The following is a 19,708-nucleotide window of genomic DNA, read 5'->3' on the forward strand; positions in this document are numbered from 1 at the left end:
TCCGTTTTACGCGCTAATGCGTGCTTCGATGGCATCCATCAACATACCCGTGACATCGACATCAAAGGCCGCTTCAATCTCTTTAATACAGGTTGGACTGGTTACGTTGATTTCGGTGAGTTTGTCACCAATCACGTCAAGTCCGACAAAGATTAATCCACGTTTTTTGAGCTCAGGGCCAATGGCATTGGCAATTGCCCAATCACTTTCAGACAATGGCTGGGCAACACCGCGTCCGCCAGCGGCAAGGTTGCCACGGGTTTCGCCATTTTGTGGAATGCGCGCCAAACTATAGGGTACAGGTTGGCCATCAACCACTAAAATACGCTTATCGCCTGAGGTAATGTCAGGGATAAAGGCTTGAGCCATGGCATATTGCTGACCATGATTGGTTAAGGTTTCAATGATCACCCCAAGGTTAGGATCATTGGCTTTCACGCGGAAAATAGAGCTTCCGCCCATGCCATCCAGTGGCTTTAGAATAATGTCGCCTTTTAGCTGATAAAACGCACGGATGCGGGCAGCGTCACGGGTCACTATGGTTTCAGGCGTGAACTCACTAAACCAAGCGGTAAATAGTTTTTCATTGGCGTCACGTAGGCTTTGAGGTTTGTTAACGATCAGTACGCCTTGTTCTTCTGCGCGCTCAAGCATGTAGGTGGCGTAGATAAACTCTGTATCAAATGGTGGGTCCTTGCGCATTAGGATCACATCTAACTCTGCCAGTGGCGTATCGGTGGCATCACCTAGTTGGTACCAGCTTTGCTCATCTTGCTGCACGCTTAATGGGCTCATGGTTGCCATTGCGACACCGTTAACCATGGCAAGATCTTTCATTTCCATATAGTAAAGTTGGTAACCACGAGACTGAGCGGCAAGTAGCATTGCGAAACTAGAATCTTTCTTGATATTGATGTCGCTGATGGGGTCCATCACGATGCCAAGCTTAATCATCTGCTGTGTCCTTATTGTGACTGTTGGGTGGTTTAGGCCGACTAGCCTAAATCGCCAAATCTAAGTTGTAATGCGCTGATCGCTGTCAGCGCGGCCGTTTCGGTGCGCAGCACTCGAGGGCCAAGCAGTACATCGGTAAAATGATACTGCTCTGTCATGTTGATTTCAGTGTCAGACAATCCACCCTCAGGGCCGATAAGTAAGCGCACCCGAGTGGTGTCTAACTCCAGGCCGCTGATACCATGCGAGGCGCGTGGATGCAGGTTAAGCTTGAGTGCATCACTTTGCTCGGCGCACCAGGCTTCGAGTGTCATAGCTTGGCGGATCTCTGGTACTTGGCTGCGGCCAGATTGTTCACACGCACTGATCACGATTTTTTGCCATTGTTGAATCTTTTTGTCCAGGCGTTCACCGCTGAGCTTAACGCCACAGCGCTCAGAAAATAACGGCGTAATGCTGTTCACCCCAAGTTCTACTGACTTCTGAATGGTAAAGTCCATTCTGTCACCTCGAGAGATCACCTGCCCAAGGTGCAAGTTCAACGGCGACTCGCTGTCATTGGTTGTTTGAGTTAAGACCTTAACTTCGACATTTTTCTTACTGGCACTAAGTATTTCTGCCAAATAATTGTGGCCATCGCCATTAAAGAGTTCGAGTTGTTCGCCAGGGCCCATACGCAAAACACGGCCAACATGACCTGCGGCTTCACTGTCTAACATCATAACCTGAGAAGGGGTTAATTCACCCACCTGATAGATTCTTGGAACTCTCATCTGCTACTCCGCAGTTTGTTTAAATTCGGCCAATTTTTGACATTGAGCCTGTACAAATGGGTTGTGATTGCCTTGGCGATTCGCTATCGCCACATCTCGCTGACATTCAATAGTATCAACTGGATAAGTTTTATCCCATGCCTTAAAGAGTTTTAACTGACTTTTTGCAATGTTTAAGCCGTAAGCCTGCTGCATATAAAGATAGGTACGAGCGATGCGGCCACGAGTATAGCTGGGTGGCTCTACTTTTCGAGATTTAAAGTCGATGACCATGGCGCATTGCCCATACTGCTGTGGATTGGCGTTCCACTGACTGAAACGATAGTTACTGCGATCACCATTGACTTCACCAATAGCTGGGACAAGGTTGTGCAGATCGCTTTCCATTTTTTTGAACTGCTTATCGGAGCGGCCGCAATTCTTACGTCCTCCCTGCTGCCAGCATTGACGCTGATGTCCGAACTCCCACGCCGGTACCACATGCTCCCATTCGATGCGGCTGGCGCGTTTTTGTTGCTTTCTTACTTGGTAACCGCAACGGGCGAAATCAGGCTGCCACTGTTTTTGATTAATGGTGATATCACAGCCGCAATAAAAGCTGGTTGTTGGGAGTTCTTGAGCGTACATAGTACGAGCGATTTTCTTGGCTTGATTAAAGCTGGTTGGGTGAGACGCCGACACATGGCCGGATACGACAACAAGTAGCAGTGCTAAGGCAGCACAAAAGCGGCTCCAATAAGGAGCTAATATGGTGTTTGGCAAAATGGTTCCCTAAAACGTATTGCTTGGTTTATCCCTCATGCCGATGCATCCTCCTGCGCATTAACGCGATGCGTAGGCTGACTGGCTAAAATAACGGTTAGCAGGCATAGACCAAGGTCTTGAATAGTACTGCGACTATTTAGAGGCTGATTCTACGGGAAGGGGAGTATTTGAAGCAAGATTAACCATCAGTTACCCACGGCGATCGGTTAATCTGTGTCACCGATAAAACTGAGTGTTTGTCTGCATTTTCGGCAGCGATATTGGGTTTGCTCACGTTGTACCTTATTGTGCCTTCTAATCGTTAACGGAATCGGTCCGCAGTTACATCGATAGGTAAAGGTTTTCCCTGCTACAGACTCAACATTCAAGCTGTGAGTGGTATGGGGCGTGAGAGAAAACAGTTTCACCATTAATGCTTGCCACTCTCTGCCATGGGGCTTCACTCTGCCGTAGAGCTGGTGAGCGAGTAAATGGCAGATCTCATGGGGAGCGACTTGGCGTAAAAACTCATCGCTGTTCTCTTCAAGCAGCACCGGGTTAAACCTGAGTTTGTTAAGTTGTAAGTGCGCGGTTCCTGCACTTTTCCCTCTAAGCTTGAAATTGATCTCTGGTCGAGGAAAGCGTTGATTGAGTGACTGTTCGGCAATTTGATAACAGCGCTCTACTTGTTCAAGTAGCCGCTGCTGATTCGCTGTTTGAGGTGTTACACAAGCCTGATTAGGCGCCGTAGCTGCGGAGGGGCTAAACAATGTTTTTAAACGATGATACATGGCAACCAAAAATTAGCGCGCCCTAACGGCTAGGGCGCGAAGCAAGAGAGAGCGATTATAACTGAGTTGCAGCCGCCTCGACCATGGCTTTTACTTGGTCGACGATAGATTGTTCTGTTATGGCATCATAGCTGCCCACGCGAGGAGTGTGGATGTGGCCGACAGGGATAGGGCTAGTAAACTGCTGTTGAAGCAGTACGGCGCGATAGGAGATCTCGTTAGAGAGATAACCCCCGCCAGAGCCTTCGACCGACGTTGCGCTTTGTAATTCAAGTAGCGATGAGGCTTCAAATTCACCTTTGGCCAGCGTGGTCACCTTATGGTTGTCATTGACTTGCCACTGTCCCTTAACGCTTTGCATTGCCTTAACAGGCAGAGAAAACTCAACAAACTCAGGACCGTTTAGCGTTTTCCCATCAAACATTGGTGGTTTAGGCGACGATTTGCTGGCACCCGTTAGCACATTTAGGTTGTCGGGTGCGGCTGCGCTGCGCTGACGTCCAGGGAAGCGCTCGAGATCAAAATCATCGCGGCCCATGCTGACAGTGAAAATGGCATTAACACTCTTGTCACGATAGATAGGGGTGAGTAGTGATTCAATAATACCTTGGTCAAAGTCAGCAAAGCGCACCGGGATCATCACGGTTTCAACTTGGGCTTGCTTACCATTAACCATGAACTTGTAGCCGTCGAGCGCTAATGCCGTTAAACCAGACGGATTACTTTGGTCGATATTGCGATCCAAAAAGAAGGGATCAAAACCTGTGAGCAGGATACGGATTTGAACGTCGTCGGCAAACTGAATATTACTGAACCCACGGGACGCTTTTTCGACAGCATTGAGTAAAATCGTGCGCTGCCAATCGGCAATGTTAAATGCAGGTTTATGCTGCTTCAATTGCGTTTTCATGGCCAAGCGACTCCAGTAAAGCGGACGATCATCTTGCCCGCCAGATTGGACATCGCGTACCGCTTGTTGCCATAAGCGTTCACCTTGACGAGCCACCATCTGGGTCATGATCAGTTCATCAGACTGTTGGCGATATTTGCTGTCCAAATTATCGACCATGGCTTGATAACGTGACACCACGGTTGGTATCGCTTGCCTGGCGGCGTCTAGACGCTGCTCCTCAACATCTAATGCGGCGAAAGCGCTGTGGCTACATAGTATGGCAGTTAGTGCCAGTGTTAAGGCGGTTTTACTCATGGCTGTAGTTCCTTGGTCTGCTCACGTCATGCACCCGTTAAATTGATTGAGTTTTGCTATAGTGAGCTAAGGTCTTTATCAATTGCTAGTATAGTCAACAACTGAGTATGCACGACATCAGGCGGCAAATAAAGCATTGAGGTTTATTGATAAAATGCCCTTTTTTTGACATAAATCATCATGACTTTGCCCGATGACATAAAGCCTTGTTCAGTTATGCTTAGTGCATCGGCGATTTGGAGTGCTATTTATGCGTTTATTGATGTTATCTACTATTTTGCTAGCGAGTGTTATTCCCCTTGCTGCGCAAGCAAAAACTGATGCTGACTCGGTACAGCAAGCCTTTAGTGATTTTGATGTCGAAGGTGTCCTAGTGTTACTTGATGACAATAGCGGAGAGCGGGTCACAAACAATTTGGCCCGCAGTCAACAAGGATATATTCCGGCTTCAACCTTTAAGATCCCGAACAGTTTACTATTGATCGAGGCGGGATTAGTGAAGGATGAGCAAACTCAATTTGTTTGGGATGGCATTAAGCGAGACTACAACAGTTGGAATCGAGACCATAGCTTTGCCTCTGCGATGAAGTACTCTGTTGTCCCCATTTATCAAAAGTTAGCCGTAGCGCTTGGAGAGCGTAGAATGAGCCAAGGGGTTAGCTTGCTTAACTATGGCAACAACAATATCGATGGCGGTTTAGACCGTTTCTGGCTTGACGGTGAGTTAGCTATTTCTGCTAATGAGCAGGTGCAATTTCTTCAGCGACTCTACCATAACCAGCTTCCAGTATCGGAGCGTAGTCAACGTATCGTGAAAACGATGATGTTAAATGAAGCCAATAGTGATTGGGTACTCAGAGCCAAAACAGGCTATGGGGTTAGGCAGAATAAAAAAATCGGCTGGTGGGTGGGTTGGATTGAAAAAGAAGACACTACCTATTTCTTTGCCATGAATATGGACATAGACAACGTCAAACAACTGCCCTATCGAAAAGCGATTGTGAAGCAAGCACTCACTCATCTCGGTGTGATCTAGCCTATTTCTGTTGGTCCATGGGCTTGAAGGTTGGACGTTACCAAGGCTGGAGGCGACTGAGACGATAGGGTAGTAAGTTGGGGGAATACAATGAGTACTGAAGTTGTGGAGCTGCTAGGTGCTACTATTTGCCAAGCCCTCAAGCCCTCAAGCCCTCAAGCCCCCAAGCCTTAAACTATTACATCATTAAGGACTGCAGTGATTCGTGGCTACTAAAGCGCTTGGTAAAAAAGTCTAAGAATACACTGATGTTGGTGGCCAACTGACGCCGGCTTGAATAGACCCCGTAAACTTTAAAGGGTTCTATCGGCCACTCCTGCAATATTGGTACTAAGCTGCCGCCAGCCAACTCATTTTTACAGACAGAATTAGACAGCATGGCAATGCCAAAGTCATCCAATACCAACTGCTTTACCATCACGGCGCTGTTAACCCTGACTTTACGTTTAAAGTTAACCATAGTTTTACGCTCACCCTTACCTAAAGGCCAAATAGGGGCCGATCGTGAGGTACCGAGTAATATGCCGCTGTGCTCGCTCAGCTCCTGCGGGGTTGCTGGCGTCCCTTTAGTTTTTAGGTAATTGGGGCTGGCGACTAAAATGGGTTGACGCTCCAGTAATAGCCTCGCGACTAAATCTGAAGATTGCAGTGGACCGTACTTGATGGCTATATCGTAACCTTCACCAACTAAACCCACATCGTTATCGGTAAATTGAACATCAAGATCTACATTGGGATAGAGGCGCATAAAGCTGCTACAAAGGTTAGCAATTAACTCTTGGCTGAACGAAACAGGAATGGCAATGCGCAGTGAGCCAGATACATCATTATGGGTATTTTCTATGGTTGCCTTGGCAGCTTCTATTTCATCGCTAATACTACTGCAATGCTGATAAAACAGTGCACCCACTTGAGTGAGGCTTAAGTTGCGGGTATCGCGCTGCAAAAGGCGTACGCCGAGCTGCTCTTCGAGTTGAGCAACCTTACGACTAATGGTTGATTTTGGCATGCCGGTATTGCGGGCAGCTTGCGAGAAACCTTTGGCTCTAACTACCGCTGCAAACAGCATCATACCGTTCAAATCTGGCATCGTTTTATCACTGTCTCAAATATGGAACAAAGCGTCTAGGCCAGTTTAATAGCATTTGACCCTATAACAAAGCTATATTTATGGGCTAAAAATTTTAGAGGCTAAAGCAGAGGATCTATTGATGACCAGCACCAATCAGCCCACAAACATGACTCAGGTTCAAACTGCCGATCCGCTTTTCCTTCAAGCGGAGCATTTGGCACAAGATTTTTCTCTGTTTCCAAAGCACAGTAAACAGAGCTTATCAGAGCAGATTAACGGTCTGTTAAGTGAAGATGCCATTCAGTCTAATTTGAAAGAGTTAGATTCATTAGACGTTGATGGTTATGTCACTAAAGTGATTCAGCCTACTTTAGATAAGAACCGTCCAGGCGCAAAGCGTGTCATCGCCGACCTAAAGGGTCGTGTGATCACCGAGAAGCATTTAGGCGCATTTTATAGTGCAGAGATTGAACTGAATTTTGGATCTCGTACTCGCCGTATCGGTTTCATCGCTCAAGAACGTACCACTAATAATGGTGCATGGATGCCAGAGCATCACCTAGCCGCTTGTAGTGCAATTCGTCATTTCGCAGAATTGTCTATGCCAATTGTTTACTTGATTGATACCCCAGGTGCCGATGCGGGTGAAGTGGCTAACAGCCAAAACCAAGCCCATACCATCTCTAAAGCCATCGCTGAAAGTGCTAATGTCGACGTACCGACTGTCGGTATCGTTATTGGCGCGGGTTATTCTGGTGGCGCGATTCCACTGGCTGCGGCAAACATCTTGTTGTCACTGCGTGATGGTATTTTCAACACCATTCAACCTCAAGGTTTGCAGAGCATTGCGCGTAAGTACAACCTTTCTTGGCAAGAGTGTGCTAAGTCTGTTGGGGTATCGCCAGAAGAGCTTTACACGTCAGGTTGTATCGATGGCATTATCGATTTCTCACCATCAGATAAAGATGAGCGTCAGCACAATCTTCGCCGCGCAATCATCAGCAGTATTGAAGCGGTTGAAAATGCTGCGGTACAGTTTGTGCGTGAATCGAAAGATCTGCGTGAGCATTATGACCGCAGTTTGACGCGTTTCCTTGAGCCATCTAAAAACCTTGCCGCACTTGAACATCATGCGGAGTTAGCGGTTGCTAACAACCCAACTATGCACCTTAACCTGTTCGGTAGCTCGTACCGTTATCTGCGTTATTTGACCCTACGTAGCCGCATTCATTCTATCTCTCAAGATCAGTATGGCCGTCTATCTAAGGTGAGTGTGCCTGAAGGTGATCTGTTAGCACGTATTCAGCAAGAGCAAGATAAGGTGTTCCAATCTTGGCTATCTAGCCCTGATAAGCTGGTTTACGATGAAGAGTTAAACAAGCTTTGGAGCAACTTCTCATCTAAGCGTGATGACGTCGCGACTGAGCGTAACATGTTAACTCGCCTTATCTTAGGTGAGCCAAAAGAGAACTACAAAAAAGCACGTAAAGCCTTGTTATTCAACATTGGTTGGTCACTGTACCACCGCTGGAAAGGTAACGCCGAGAATAACTTTAAAGGCCTGATTCATTATCTAGAAAGCTTGCCTGATGAAGTGACACAAGCCGATTGGCCTGAGCTAAACCAGCTAACTGTACTTGATGTCATTGTGCACGATGAGTTGCGTGAAGACTTTATTTGGCAGTGTTACAACATTCTGATCTTTAACGCACTTTATGACAATGTCGTGGGTAACTTAGCGTCAATCGCTAAAGAAGCCATGATGTCTAAGAGCCTGTCACGTGCATCGGTAGATAATCTACTGCACGACTCTATTGACCGCGCGATTTCTACACAAGACACCGCCAATGATAAGAGCAAGTTCTATAAATGGCTGAAGTACTTTATGTCTCAGTCAAACCGTGCTGATCTGCTGACCAAAACTGAGCAGTGGAAGAGTGTGGGCTTCCCACAGTTGAATGACAGTCTGTTCGTGATCTTGACCTATTTCTTCGAGCGCTTGTTACCTGAGTACTTCGATAGCGAAGAGGATAAAGGTGAATACACAGGTGCGATTAACCCTGTGCGTATCGGTCGTCGTAAAGACTTCTGGAACCGTTTAACCATGGGTTACCAAGATCTACTTATCCAGAAAGTGCTTCGCGATGAGAAGCGCACCGGTAAGATGACGTGGGAAAATGTGATCGCTAAGTTCTTCAGTGAATTTGACGAGCTAAATGGCGACAAAATGTCGGCCAATTTGCTTAACTTCCCTGGGTTCCGTCTCTCTATTGAAGATGCGTTAGATAAGGGTATCCGTCCTTGTGGTTTGATAACGGGTACGGCTGACTTTGAGCACAATGGCCAAACCATGCGTGTCGGTGTTGCCGTGTCTAATACCGCTTTCCAAGCGGGTGCATTCGATATGGCCAGTGCTGAGAAATTCAGTGCGCTACTGATTGAGTGTGCTAAGCGTAAACTGCCTGTTATCTGCTTTATCAGCTCAGGTGGTATGCAGACTAAAGAAGGTGCTGCGGCGCTGTTCTCAATGGCTGTTGTCAATGACCGTATTACCCGCTTTATTCGTGACAATGAACTGCCAGTATTGATGTTTGGTTATGGTGACTGTACCGGTGGTGCACAGGCGAGTTTCGTGACCCACCCGTTAGTGCAAACCTACTACCTATCAGGGACTAACATGCCGTTTGCGGGCCAAATGGTAGTACCTGCATATTTGCCATCAACCTCAACACTGTCGAACTATTTATCGAAAGTGCCTGGTGCGATGGACGCCTTAGTGGCCAATCCATTCAGCGACACCATTGATGATCAGCTAGGCAGCATTGATCCATTGATGCCAAAGCCAACGGCTAAGATTGTCGATGTGATTGGCAACGCGCTATCGACCCTAGTACCAGAGATGATGATCACCGAAGAGGAGTTAGTCCAAGACGATCCTCGACAGTTGATGAAGCCTATCGACAAAGTATTGGTGCATGCTCGTGGTTGTACTGCGGTTAAATTGATCCGCAAAGCACATGACAACAACATCAAAGTCGTCTTAGTGGCATCGGATCCGGATATGACATCTGTACCTGCTGATATGCTCAATGAAAACGACAAGTTGGTGTGTATCGGTGGTAACACCTCTGATGAAAGTTATCTAAACGCTTATTCAGTGCTCAAAGTTGCTGAGTATGAAAACGTTGATGCCCTGCATCCAGGTATCGGATTCCTATCTGAAAGCCCACAGTTTGCGGCACTTTGTGTCAACAATGGGGTTAACTTTGTTGGACCAAGTGTTCACAGCATGACCACTATGGGTAATAAGTCGAACGCTATCAAGACGTCGCAAGCCAACGGTGTACCAGTTGTACCAGGTAGCCATGGTATTTTGAGCAATGCTGAGCAAGCTGTGAATGTGGCCAATGAAATTGGTTACCCAGTGCTACTTAAAGCCGTACAAGGTGGTGGCGGTAAGGGTATTCAGGTTGTTGAGCGTCCAAGCGACATGATTGGCTTGTTCCAGAAGACCTCTACTGAAGCCGCTGCGGCCTTTGGTAATGGTGATTTGTATCTAGAGAAGTATGTTACTTCACTGCGTCATATTGAAGTCCAGTTACTACGTGATCAGTTTGGTAATACCAAAGTGCTGGGCATTCGTGACTGTTCAGTACAGCGTAACAACCAAAAAGTGGTTGAAGAATCTGGTTCGACAATGTTACCAGTTGAACTTAAAGAGAAAGTACTTGAGTACACCCGAGCCTTGGGTAATGCGACCGACTACATGGGCGCAGGTACCGTCGAGTTTATCTATAACTTAGATGCAAACGAAGTCTACTTTATGGAGATGAACACGCGTCTGCAGGTAGAGCATCCTGTTACAGAAGCAACCTCAGGTATCGACATCGTCAGTGCAGGTTTTGATATTGCCGCCGGTCGTTCAATTGAACACCTTGAGCCACAAGATATTGGTTATGCAATTGAAGTCCGTGTGACGGCAGAGAAAGCCGCACTTGATAGCAATGGTATTTTACAGCTGCTACCGCATCCTGGCTTAATCACAGAGTATGTGATGCCAGAGCGTGATGATGTTGAAATCATCTCTATTGCAGGCGAAGGTAAAGAGGTTTCTCCTTACTACGACAGCTTGATTGCACAGATTATCTGCCGTGGTGAGAGTCGTGAAGATGTGATTAACAAGCTGCATGACTACCTTGCAAATCAAGTTGTTATTAAAGGTATTGCGACTAACATTCCATTGTTAACGCGTATCCTTAAAGATGGCACCTTTAATGAAGGGGTGTATGACACTAACTATCTACCACGTTTCATGGCTGAGCTTGATATTCCAGTCTTGATTGCTGAAATGGAAGCCGCGGCTGAAACTGTGGGTGTTGATACTGAGTCATTGCGTGTTGGTGAAAGTAATGAGCTGAAAGTATTGGCGCAAGGCGCTGGTATCTTCTATACCTCCCCAGCACCGGGTGAAGCTGACTTTGTTAAAGAGGGTGATATTGTCACTGTGGATCAAACCTTGGCGCTTACCGAAGCGATGAAGATGTTCTCACAGGTGACATTGGCTGGCTTTAATCGTCAAGATGCAGTGCTGTACCCAGAAGATAAGCAGTATCGTATTGAGCGTATTCTTAATACGAATGGCCAGCAGGTTTCTCAGGGCGAGCTACTGTTTGTAGTCTCGCCAGTGTAATGACATTGCTTGTTGGCTTGATGTACTAGCCAATCGTTCACTGCTAATAAATACCCGCCTAAAATGGCGGGTATTTTTTTGGCTTATTTATGGGGGGAAGTTTGCCCAATTTGTTCTTATTAGCCTACTTTTAATGGATAAATAATAAATCTGGCACAACACTGTTTAGCGTTAATCGACTCAGTTAAACGCTTGATTGTTGACCGGTAAGGCTAATCTGCTTGAACCGCCATCTCTATCTGCTATGCATGTTATCAACATTTACCTCCGCTGCGATGGCTGAGGCCGATCTTAAGGTGAGCGGTTTTGGCACCTTAGGCGGAATATATAATGATAATGACACCTTAAATTTTCATCGAGCCTTTACCCTAAAAGCGACTGATACGGCTTGGTCTTGGAAGAGCGATTCACTTATTGGCGTACAGTTAAATGCCAGTTTAGACGAAAAGTTCGATGCGGTTGGGCAGCTGGTTTTAAAAGATCGCGTTAGCGATCGCTTTAATGACAATATTGAATTGTTGTTTATGCGTTATCGCCCAACACGAGATTGGTATGTGAGGCTGGGGCGAACCCATGCCGAGCTGTATATGTTGTCAGAATACCGAAATGTAGGTTATGGCTATCTTTGGGCACGACCTATTCCAGAGTTTTATGCGTTTTCTTCGTCGATTTCACAAGTTGATGGGGTCGATGTCGGTTTTTCTCGCAGGGTCGCTGGTGGCTTGTTAGACGTCAAGCTGGGTTACGGTAAAAGTAACGCCGTTTTTGAAGGACTCAACACTCAGTTTGAAATCGACTTAGAGGATGTTTGGGTATTTACCTCGCAGTTAACCTTTGAGGCGTGGAGTCTGCGTTTAGCTGCAGCACAGGCTGAAGTCGACAGCTTTACTTTTAAAGCCATTGGATTAGTGGACGGACTCAATCAAGTGCCGAGCAATTTGTGGCCTCAAGCCAGTACTATGGCGAGTGACCTAACACCTGAAGGGCAAATTCTTAACTATTTTGCACTAGGAGCCACCTACGATTCTGATAGTTGGGTTTTCCAATCCGAAATTGGCTACATGCATTCTGACTGGTCATTTTTGCAATCTTTTTACAGTGGCTATGCGAGTATTGGCTATCGATTTGGCGACGCGACACTTTATGGCGTGGTGGCACATATTGAGAATCAAAACCCGCCCCTCTATTACCAAGCTCCTAATTTATCCCCAGAAGTGCCGCCTGAGCTAAGCAGTGCCATTGGCGAATTGTATGCCGAATCGCAATTGGCTATAAATCTCAATCGGGTGCATCAGAGCAGCTTTTCACTTGGTGTAAGGTGGGATTTTTACCCAAATAATACCCTTAAGTTTCAATGGGACAATATTAATGTTGAAGAGGGAGGGACCGCGTTATGGAGCCACAGCTTTACCCAAGAGATAGATACACAGGTGAACCTATTTTCCATTAACTATAGTTTTATATTTAGCTTATGAAATCGCTGCAGCGCTGCCTCATCTTGCTCTTTGGCCTATGCATTATCGGGCAATGGGTGCATGGGGAGGAGCTGCTGGTGGTTGTACATAAAGACAATGGCATAGAGCAACTGACTAAAGCCCAAGTGGTGGATATCTTTATGGGGCGCTATATCACCTTTCCTAACGGTCAAAAGGCCAAGGCTTATGATCTTGCCCCAAAATCTAATGACAAAGCACAGTTTTATAAGCTGCTTGTTAATCGTAGCGAAGCACAGATAAATGCCTACTGGGCGAGGTTGCTCTTTTCTGGCCGCTCATCACCGCCTGTCACGGTAGACTCCCCTGAGCGACTGGTAGAAGCCTTAGCGCAATCACCGCAAGGGATCGCTTACATCCCCAGTCACTACATGACAGACAAATTAAAGGTGGTGTATCGCTTTGAGGCGCTTTAACGATAAGCTCTATCTCAAAATAACCTTGGCCATTGTAACGGGGACGGCATTGGTGGCTCTGCTGAGCTCGCTATTTTTCTATTTTATGGAGCGGGACAGGCAACATGAGTTTTCATTGCAGGACATTAAGCAACTTTCTGCCACCATTGAGAGTACGGCAACAGTGGCCGTGTATGTGCAAGATGCGCAATTGGCGCTGGAGATTATTGAGGGGGTTGTAAAAAATGGCGTCGTTGCACAGGCCCAGTTGAACAGTGAACCGGGTTTCTCCGTTTTTACTGGATCTGAGGCGATAGATGCAAAAGAACAGGTTTTTCGATTGGCACTTAACCACCCGTTCAATAAGCAGGAGTTAATTGGCGAGTTACTTATCTTACCCGACATTGACTTTATTAATCTGCACGCCGAGAGCGTCGCCTACCGACAAGCCAAGATAATGTTATTTCTTACCATTACCATAGCGTTACTGGTGTCGTTGATTGTACATAAAGGATTAACCTCGCCGTTAAAAATATTGACCCAAAGATTTGAAGAGATAAAGCTTGGTCAAGACTCAAAACTAGCCATGCTGACCAACCACGAAACCGATGAAATAGGCAGTTTAGTGAAGGGGATCAACTCGCTTATCTCCTCATTACATAGCTCGATTGAAGCTGAGCGATCCATGAGAAAGAAAACAGAGCAACTAGAGAAACGCTTTCGAATGATCTTTGAAAAGGCGAGTGCTGGCATCTGCCTAATTAATGAAAAGAATGAGCTGCTTACGGCTAATCCTGCCTGTCAAAGAATGTTGAGCCAAGTGATGGAGGCCGATGCCTGTATTGGCAAGGCATTGACCCTCTGGTTTCAAGATGATCAAGGGCTAGCCTCATTCCTTGAGGATATGCGCGCGGATACCGCATTGACGACGATCGCGTTGGATCTCAAATTAAGCCGCGAGGTAAAGCCTGTAGATGTATGGTTGCACTGCTTGTTTTCTAAAGTTATCGAAAATGACGACAACAAGAGTTTGATTATTGAAGTCTTGATGTATGACGTAACAGAGCGCACCCAACGCGAGCGTGACACCCGATTTGAGGCGGATCATGACGTATTAACACACCTTAAAAATCGCCGGGCGGGACAGCGCTTATTGAATCAGCAACTTGATAAAGCAAGAGTATGGCGAAAAATAGTGGTGGTGATGGTTATCGACTTGGATGACTTCAAACCCGTGAATGATAAGTTTGGGCATGATGCGGGCGATCTGGTGTTGGTTGAAGTGGGGCGACGGATTATAGCCACGTTTCGTCATGGCGACATCTGTGTGCGTTGGGGCGGCGATGAGTTTGTTGTGGGGTGTTATTTCGACAATGACTACTACGATGAAAAAGTGTTTATAGCGATAGAGAAGCTCGCGACCCAAGTGGTAGAGGCCTTGCATCGGCCGATTGAACTACTGGATGGTAATATTGCATGCATTGGCGCCAGCGTGGGCGTTGGGGTATTTCCTCATCATGGTCAGGATCTCATGGAGGTGATAAATGAAGCGGATAAGGCGATGTATCAAGCTAAAAAGCAAGGGAAAAATGGCTTCGCAGTGCAACCCATTAAGCTATTGTAATCAGCATTAGGAGTGTGGCTTTGTGCCGCGATTTTGTATTGATAGTGCCCACTTCAATAGCATAGGCCCTGCCAGTGTGGTAAGGGCAATGATTAACACTAGTTCACTAAATAGCTTTGGAGAAATCACCTCCATTTGTAACCCCATCTCCGCAAAGACAAGGCCTACCTCGCCCCTAGGTACCATGGCACTGCCAACCACGGCTTTAGCTCCCCAAGCCCCTGTTACCGCCAATCCCGCTGCCAGTTTGGTGGCAATCGCAATCACAGCCAGCAGTAATAATATCAAGATACCGTTACCTGAGAAGTCGATCAAACTGAGATCTAAACTGATCCCGACATAAACAAAGAAGATGGGCGCAAATACATCGACTAAAGGTTTTGAAGCTTTTTCCATTTGGTGGGTAAAGGGGAAGGGGTTTTTCAGGTAACGACTTAATGGTGAAACAAATTGTCGGCTGAGGGCCAGACCCACGGCAAATCCACCCAGCAGCGCTGGTGCATCAAGGGCGTGAGCAAGCCAAGCAAATAGACTGATGAGAATAATGGTGATAATGGCTTCGTAACCGGTTTGGTTATCATTGGGTCTCAGTGCCCTAAACAGATACAACAGACCCCGTGCGATGGGAGGAGACAGCAGCAGGAAACCAACCACTTTAATGATCAGCAAAGTCGTGGCGACCAGTCCCAATTCGCCCGACGCCGAAAAGTTAAACAGTATGCTTAAAAGGATAACGCCTGCGATATCGTCGATAACGGCAGCACCGAGAATAATATTACCTTCGTGGGTTTGTGATTGATTAGCTTGCGCTAAAACGCGCACTGAGATACCGATACTGGTCGCCGTTAACGCACTGCCAAAATAGATAGCGGTAAACAGCGGTTGTTTGAGCAATACCGCCGCTAAGATACCAAGCGTCAAGGCGGGTAAAACGATGCCTAAAATGGCGACACCAAAAGCACTTTTTCCTGCCTGATAAAGTCGCTTAACTGAGGTTTCACAGCCAATCGAAAATAACAGTAAAATCACGCCAAACTCAGCCATGACGGCTAATGTTTCATGTGGCGAGACCCAGTTAAACAGGGTTGGGCCAATAATGATACCCGCTAGGATCTCTCCAACGACCGAGGGAAGGTTAAGTCGGTTAAATATCTCCCCGAGTAGTCGCCCAAAGAGTAAAATTAGACATAAAGAAAGCACAAAATGGTCTATGGCCATAATAGCCCCCGACCGTAGTGAGTCGTATAAATGTGATCTTGATCATTTTGATGACCGAGATCAAGGCATAAAAACCACAGTGTGACTAAGCTCAAAGTATCATTTAGCGACAGGAGAGCACCATGGATAAGGTCTTTATTATTTCGCAAAAAGATGAGCAGCAAGCCGATGCCATAAAGGCTGGCGTCACTCTGGCCAAAGCGCTTGAAAAGCACCCTGAAGTATTTGCCTACAGCTACGAATCCTTTAGTGGTAAAGAGCATTATAATCCTCGTCTTGCAGCGGTGGCGAAGTTGGCGCTGATGCAGCAACGCCGAACTGCGATTAACCAACACCTTGAACAACTTAACCTTGACGATGTGCCAGTTCACGATGTGTGGAGCAAAGATCTTTTTGAACATGCCTGCCACCACTCAATTCGTCACGGCTTTGATTTGATGGTAAAGGCATTACATCACCCTGATCATTATCTTCCTATGGATTGGTACCTAATTCGTCATGTGAAAATTCCGTTACTTTTACTGAGTAACAACCCTATTGCACGTGCGAATACGATTTTGATGGCGGTTGATTTAGGCAGTGATAGACCGCTTAAAAAACAACTTAATCAATGTGTTATTTCTCAGGCCAAGCAGTTAGCTCAAGCCACAAACTGTACCTTGCACCTGGCTTATATTATCCGTGTACCCAAAATACTCAGGGACATGGATTTGGTCGACACTCGTACGCTCATTAAAGATGCGTACCAGCGTTATCAGCAGGAGCTGGCTGAAATCGGTTTGCCTCAAGATCAACTGCATATCCTTGCCGGTGAGCCTGACCTCTGCCTCTATGAGCTCTCCTGTCGCCTCAAAGCCAACTATGTGGTGATTGGCGCAATGCAGCGTCGTGGCATGCTTGGCTATGTGATCGGCAATACCGCCGAAGCCATGCTGAGTCGAATTCGCAGCAATGTGCTGGTTATTCCTGCTGACGATCAGCTGTTGACTCAGTAACGTGCTGTTGACGCCAATGGCGCTTATGCAGCTCGTCGACCACAAACAGGGTTAAGGCGGTGGCGAGCAGCATGAGCCAATGGGTTAGGCTAATGGGGCTAATTCCTAACGTACTGTTGAGCCCAGGTATGTAACTGGCCCCAATATGAATGCTTTGGGCAATCACAATACCTAAAAGCAGTAGCGGATTGCTCAGCCACGGCATAGCGAGTAAAGAGTTACGCTCTGAGCGACTATTGAGGGCGTGCACGTTTTCAAACAGTACCATTAGCATCAAGGTTAAGTTACGTGCCGCCTCTTCAGTTGCACCCATATTTAGGGCAAGTGCGAACAGTCCAAAAGCAACCATACCCATCCATAATGCACTCATGAGTACACGCTCTAACATTAAGCGATCGAAAATTGGCTCGCTGGGTTTACGTGGTGGCTGCTCTATTTCGTGGCCTTCGCCCGGTTCAAATGCTAACGCCACATCTTGTACACCATTTGTGACCAAGTTTAGCCATAAAATTTGCAGTGGAAACAGCGGAATTGGCAGGGCAAACAGGACACTGAGAATAAACAGCAGCAACTCGGCAGCGCCGGTACTGATCAATAGATAGATCACTTTGCGGATATTGTTATACACAATACGTCCTTCGATGATCCCTTTGACGATTGAGCTAAAGTTATCGTCGGTGAGTACTAACTCAGCGCTCTCTCTGGCAACATCTGTTCCCTTTAAGCCCATGGCAATCCCCACGTGGGCGTGTTTGAGTGCCGGGGCATCGTTAACGCCGTCACCAGTCATGGCAACAAACTCCCCTTGGCGAATAAGCGATTGAGTGATCTCCATCTTCTGCTTAGGTTGTACCCGAGCAAAAACGCGGTGGGCCGCCACGAGTTTGTCAAACTCAGCTACACCTTGTTGCTGCGCTTGGCTCAGTTGATCACCTGTTACCACGTTATCATGCTCGCCAACCAGTTTAAGTTGTTGAGATAACGCCAAGGCGGTGATGGGGTGATCACCAGTGATCATCGCTACCTTAATTTTGGCTTTCTGACATAGCCTAACGGCCGCTATAGCATCTTCCCTAAGCGGGTCGCTCATCGCCACAAGTCCAAGGAAGGTGAGATGTTGGAACGGGCAATCTGGGTGATTGAGTGAGCCGCTAGCCAATGCCAGTACCCGATAGCCGTGCTGCGCCATCCAATGGGTTTCTTGATGGATCTGTGCCTTTTGCTCCTCGTTAAGTACGCACATAGGTAAGAGTTTCTCGACAGCCCCTTTAACGGAGACCACCTGTTGCTTGTCTATCTGATTGATACTGGCACTGAATTGATTTTCTGATTCATAGGCAAACAGTTGCTCTTGGGGGGGCAGGGCTGTCGCATCCATTGGTAGATTGAGCTTGTAACCTAAGGTTAAAAATGCCAAATCAACGCCATCGCCGTCGGCATGAACAGCATCTTGATCAAAGGCAAGGTGGGCTTCATTAGCGAGAATACCCGTTAAACCAAGTTGATATAACTCGGGGGCTTGAGCCGATGAGACTGGCACGCCATGACCATGCTTATGGACTAAGCCATCGGGTGATAGGCCAGTACCTGCGACATGATACTTATCGCCGTTCAGTAACCAGATATGGCCTATGGTCATCTCATTGACCGTCAGTGTGCCAGTTTTGTCTGAGGCGATATAAGTACACGAGCCTAAGGACTCAACGGCCACCAGTTTTCGCACAATCACGTTGGCCTTTGACATCCGCTTCATGCCAATCGCTAATGCAACGGTAATGGCAGCGGGCAAGCCTTCGGGGATTGCTGAGACCGCTAGCGCAACCCCGAGGAGAAATATCTGTGATAAGTCTGCACCGCGAATTAAGGTTAAGCCAAAAATCAGCGCAATAATCAGTAAGGTGGCAAGGGCGATGATCAGCGTAAATCGCTCAATACGTTGCATCAGTGGTGGTTTAGTATCGCTGCCATGATGCACCATTTCGGCAATTTGACCAATTTGGGTGTGCTCACCGGTGGCGATAACTATGCCCTCGGCGCGGCCATGAGTGACCAAGGTACCAGCAAAGGCCTGGTCGGTCTTAATGATAGGTAGGGATTCGCCGGTTAGTGCCGATTCATCGACCTTAAATTGATTAACACTTTCTAAGCGAATATCGGCACCAATGCGATCACCATTGCTTAATAGGACCCAATCGCCAGGCACAAGTTGGGTGCTATCTAGGGTAATAGGATGACCATCTCGTATCACGCGGCTTAGCTGTGGCACCATTTTGCTCAATGAATCCGCCGCCTGTTGCGCCGAATACTCCTGCACCGTGCCGATAAGCGCATTAAGGAGAAGCACGGCAAAGATAAAGATGGCATTGATAAACTGGCTCAGTAATAAGCAGGCGACAAATGCCACCAAAAGCACATAGATAAACGCACTTTTGAATTGGCTGACAAAAAGGCGGAAGAAGCTTAATTTTGGCGGTTTAGGCAGGCAGTTCTCGCCATGTTGCTGTAACAGAGTGTGTGCCTGCTGACTCGTTAGTCCATGCAGTGCCACGTTGGATCCTAATGACAAGTAGGTGAGTGATACCTGATCTATAGCTTATTTGGCGGGTGTCTGCAGGGAATTAATGAGTATCTTGATAGAGATCAACATCTTGCTTTAGCGGGCGCTGATATGCCATGAAATCAGTGCCCATTGCAATGTCGCTACGCACTGATTTCT

14 protein-coding genes are annotated in these 19,708 nt (G+C 46.9%); 6 read left to right on the top strand and 8 right to left on the bottom strand.

All coding sequences use genetic code 11. The features are described from left to right. Positions 1-6: 6 nt before the first annotated feature. From gshB to BEL05_RS09050, 5 genes are all read right to left on the bottom strand, one after another. On the bottom strand, positions 7-954 hold the full coding sequence (gene gshB, locus BEL05_RS09030) for a glutathione synthase (protein ID WP_028763804.1): 948 nt from the start codon (positions 952-954) through the stop codon (positions 7-9). Between the two features lie 41 nt (positions 955-995). Further along, a complete protein-coding gene (gene rsmE / locus BEL05_RS09035) occupies positions 996-1,727 on the bottom strand; it encodes a 16S rRNA (uracil(1498)-N(3))-methyltransferase (RefSeq protein ID WP_069670969.1) in 732 nt (243 codons plus the stop codon). Between the two features lie 3 nt (positions 1,728-1,730). Beyond that, positions 1,731-2,435, bottom strand: coding sequence for an endonuclease (locus BEL05_RS09040; RefSeq protein ID WP_069671035.1), 705 nt, complete (start codon positions 2,433-2,435; stop codon positions 1,731-1,733). A gap of 263 nt (positions 2,436-2,698) precedes the next feature. Continuing rightward, complete coding sequence (locus tag BEL05_RS09045) at positions 2,699-3,262, bottom strand: SprT family zinc-dependent metalloprotease (protein WP_028763802.1); 564 nt, start codon at positions 3,260-3,262, stop codon at positions 2,699-2,701. A 55-nt stretch (positions 3,263-3,317) separates the two neighbouring features. Next, positions 3,318-4,469, bottom strand: a complete 1,152-nt coding sequence (locus tag BEL05_RS09050) for a PA0049 C-terminal domain-containing protein (RefSeq protein ID WP_069670970.1) — start codon at positions 4,467-4,469, stop codon at positions 3,318-3,320. 250 nt (positions 4,470-4,719) lie between these two features. On the opposite strand from BEL05_RS09050, the gene blaOXA reads away from it, so the two are divergent. Continuing rightward, complete coding sequence (blaOXA, locus tag BEL05_RS09055; RefSeq protein WP_069670971.1) at positions 4,720-5,505, top strand: class D beta-lactamase; 786 nt, start codon at positions 4,720-4,722, stop codon at positions 5,503-5,505. 178 nt (positions 5,506-5,683) lie between these two features. Here blaOXA and BEL05_RS09060 read toward each other — a convergent pair whose 3' ends face one another. Continuing rightward, a complete protein-coding gene (locus BEL05_RS09060) occupies positions 5,684-6,595 on the bottom strand; it encodes a LysR family transcriptional regulator (RefSeq protein ID WP_028763799.1) in 912 nt (303 codons plus the stop codon). 121 nt (positions 6,596-6,716) lie between these two features. Between BEL05_RS09060 and BEL05_RS09065 the strand changes: the two genes are divergently transcribed. The 4 genes from BEL05_RS09065 to BEL05_RS09080 all read left to right on the top strand — a co-directional run bounded on the left by BEL05_RS09065 (position 6,717) and on the right by BEL05_RS09080 (position 14,779). Then, positions 6,717-11,267: an ATP-binding protein gene (locus BEL05_RS09065; protein WP_069670972.1), complete on the top strand. Its 4,551-nt coding sequence runs from the start codon at positions 6,717-6,719 to the stop codon at positions 11,265-11,267. A gap of 248 nt (positions 11,268-11,515) precedes the next feature. Continuing rightward, the gene (locus BEL05_RS09070) at positions 11,516-12,742 is read left to right on the top strand and encodes a porin (protein WP_069670973.1); all 1,227 of its coding nucleotides are present in this window, start codon (positions 11,516-11,518) and stop codon (positions 12,740-12,742) included. 77 nt (positions 12,743-12,819) lie between these two features. Further along, a complete protein-coding gene (locus BEL05_RS09075) occupies positions 12,820-13,176 on the top strand; it encodes a type 2 periplasmic-binding domain-containing protein (RefSeq protein ID WP_245686967.1) in 357 nt (118 codons plus the stop codon). Continuing rightward, entirely contained in the window at positions 13,163-14,779 is a 1,617-nt protein-coding gene (locus BEL05_RS09080; RefSeq protein ID WP_069670975.1) for a sensor domain-containing diguanylate cyclase, read from the top strand. Before BEL05_RS09075 ends, BEL05_RS09080 begins: the two co-directional genes overlap by 14 nt. A gap of 6 nt (positions 14,780-14,785) precedes the next feature. Here BEL05_RS09080 and BEL05_RS09085 read toward each other — a convergent pair whose 3' ends face one another. Further along, the gene (locus BEL05_RS09085) at positions 14,786-15,997 is read right to left on the bottom strand and encodes a cation:proton antiporter (RefSeq protein WP_069670976.1); all 1,212 of its coding nucleotides are present in this window, start codon (positions 15,995-15,997) and stop codon (positions 14,786-14,788) included. Positions 15,998-16,119: 122 nt separating this feature from the next. Here BEL05_RS09085 and BEL05_RS09090 point away from each other — a divergent pair, with 122 nt between their 5' ends. Beyond that, positions 16,120-16,992 (top strand): universal stress protein, encoded by an 873-nt coding sequence (locus tag BEL05_RS09090; protein ID WP_028763794.1) that lies wholly within the window; start codon positions 16,120-16,122, stop codon positions 16,990-16,992. Here the strand turns inward: BEL05_RS09090 and BEL05_RS09095 are convergent. Then, positions 16,958-19,540 carry a cation-translocating P-type ATPase gene (locus tag BEL05_RS09095; RefSeq protein ID WP_028763793.1) on the bottom strand — a complete coding sequence of 861 codons (2,583 nt, stop codon included), beginning with the start codon at positions 19,538-19,540 and terminating at the stop codon, positions 16,958-16,960. The genes BEL05_RS09090 and BEL05_RS09095 overlap by 35 nt on opposite strands. Between the last annotated feature and the right edge of the window lie 168 nt (positions 19,541-19,708).

Source organism: Shewanella colwelliana (assembly GCF_001735525.1).
GTDB classification, from domain to species: Bacteria; Pseudomonadota; Gammaproteobacteria; order Enterobacterales; family Shewanellaceae; genus Shewanella; species Shewanella colwelliana.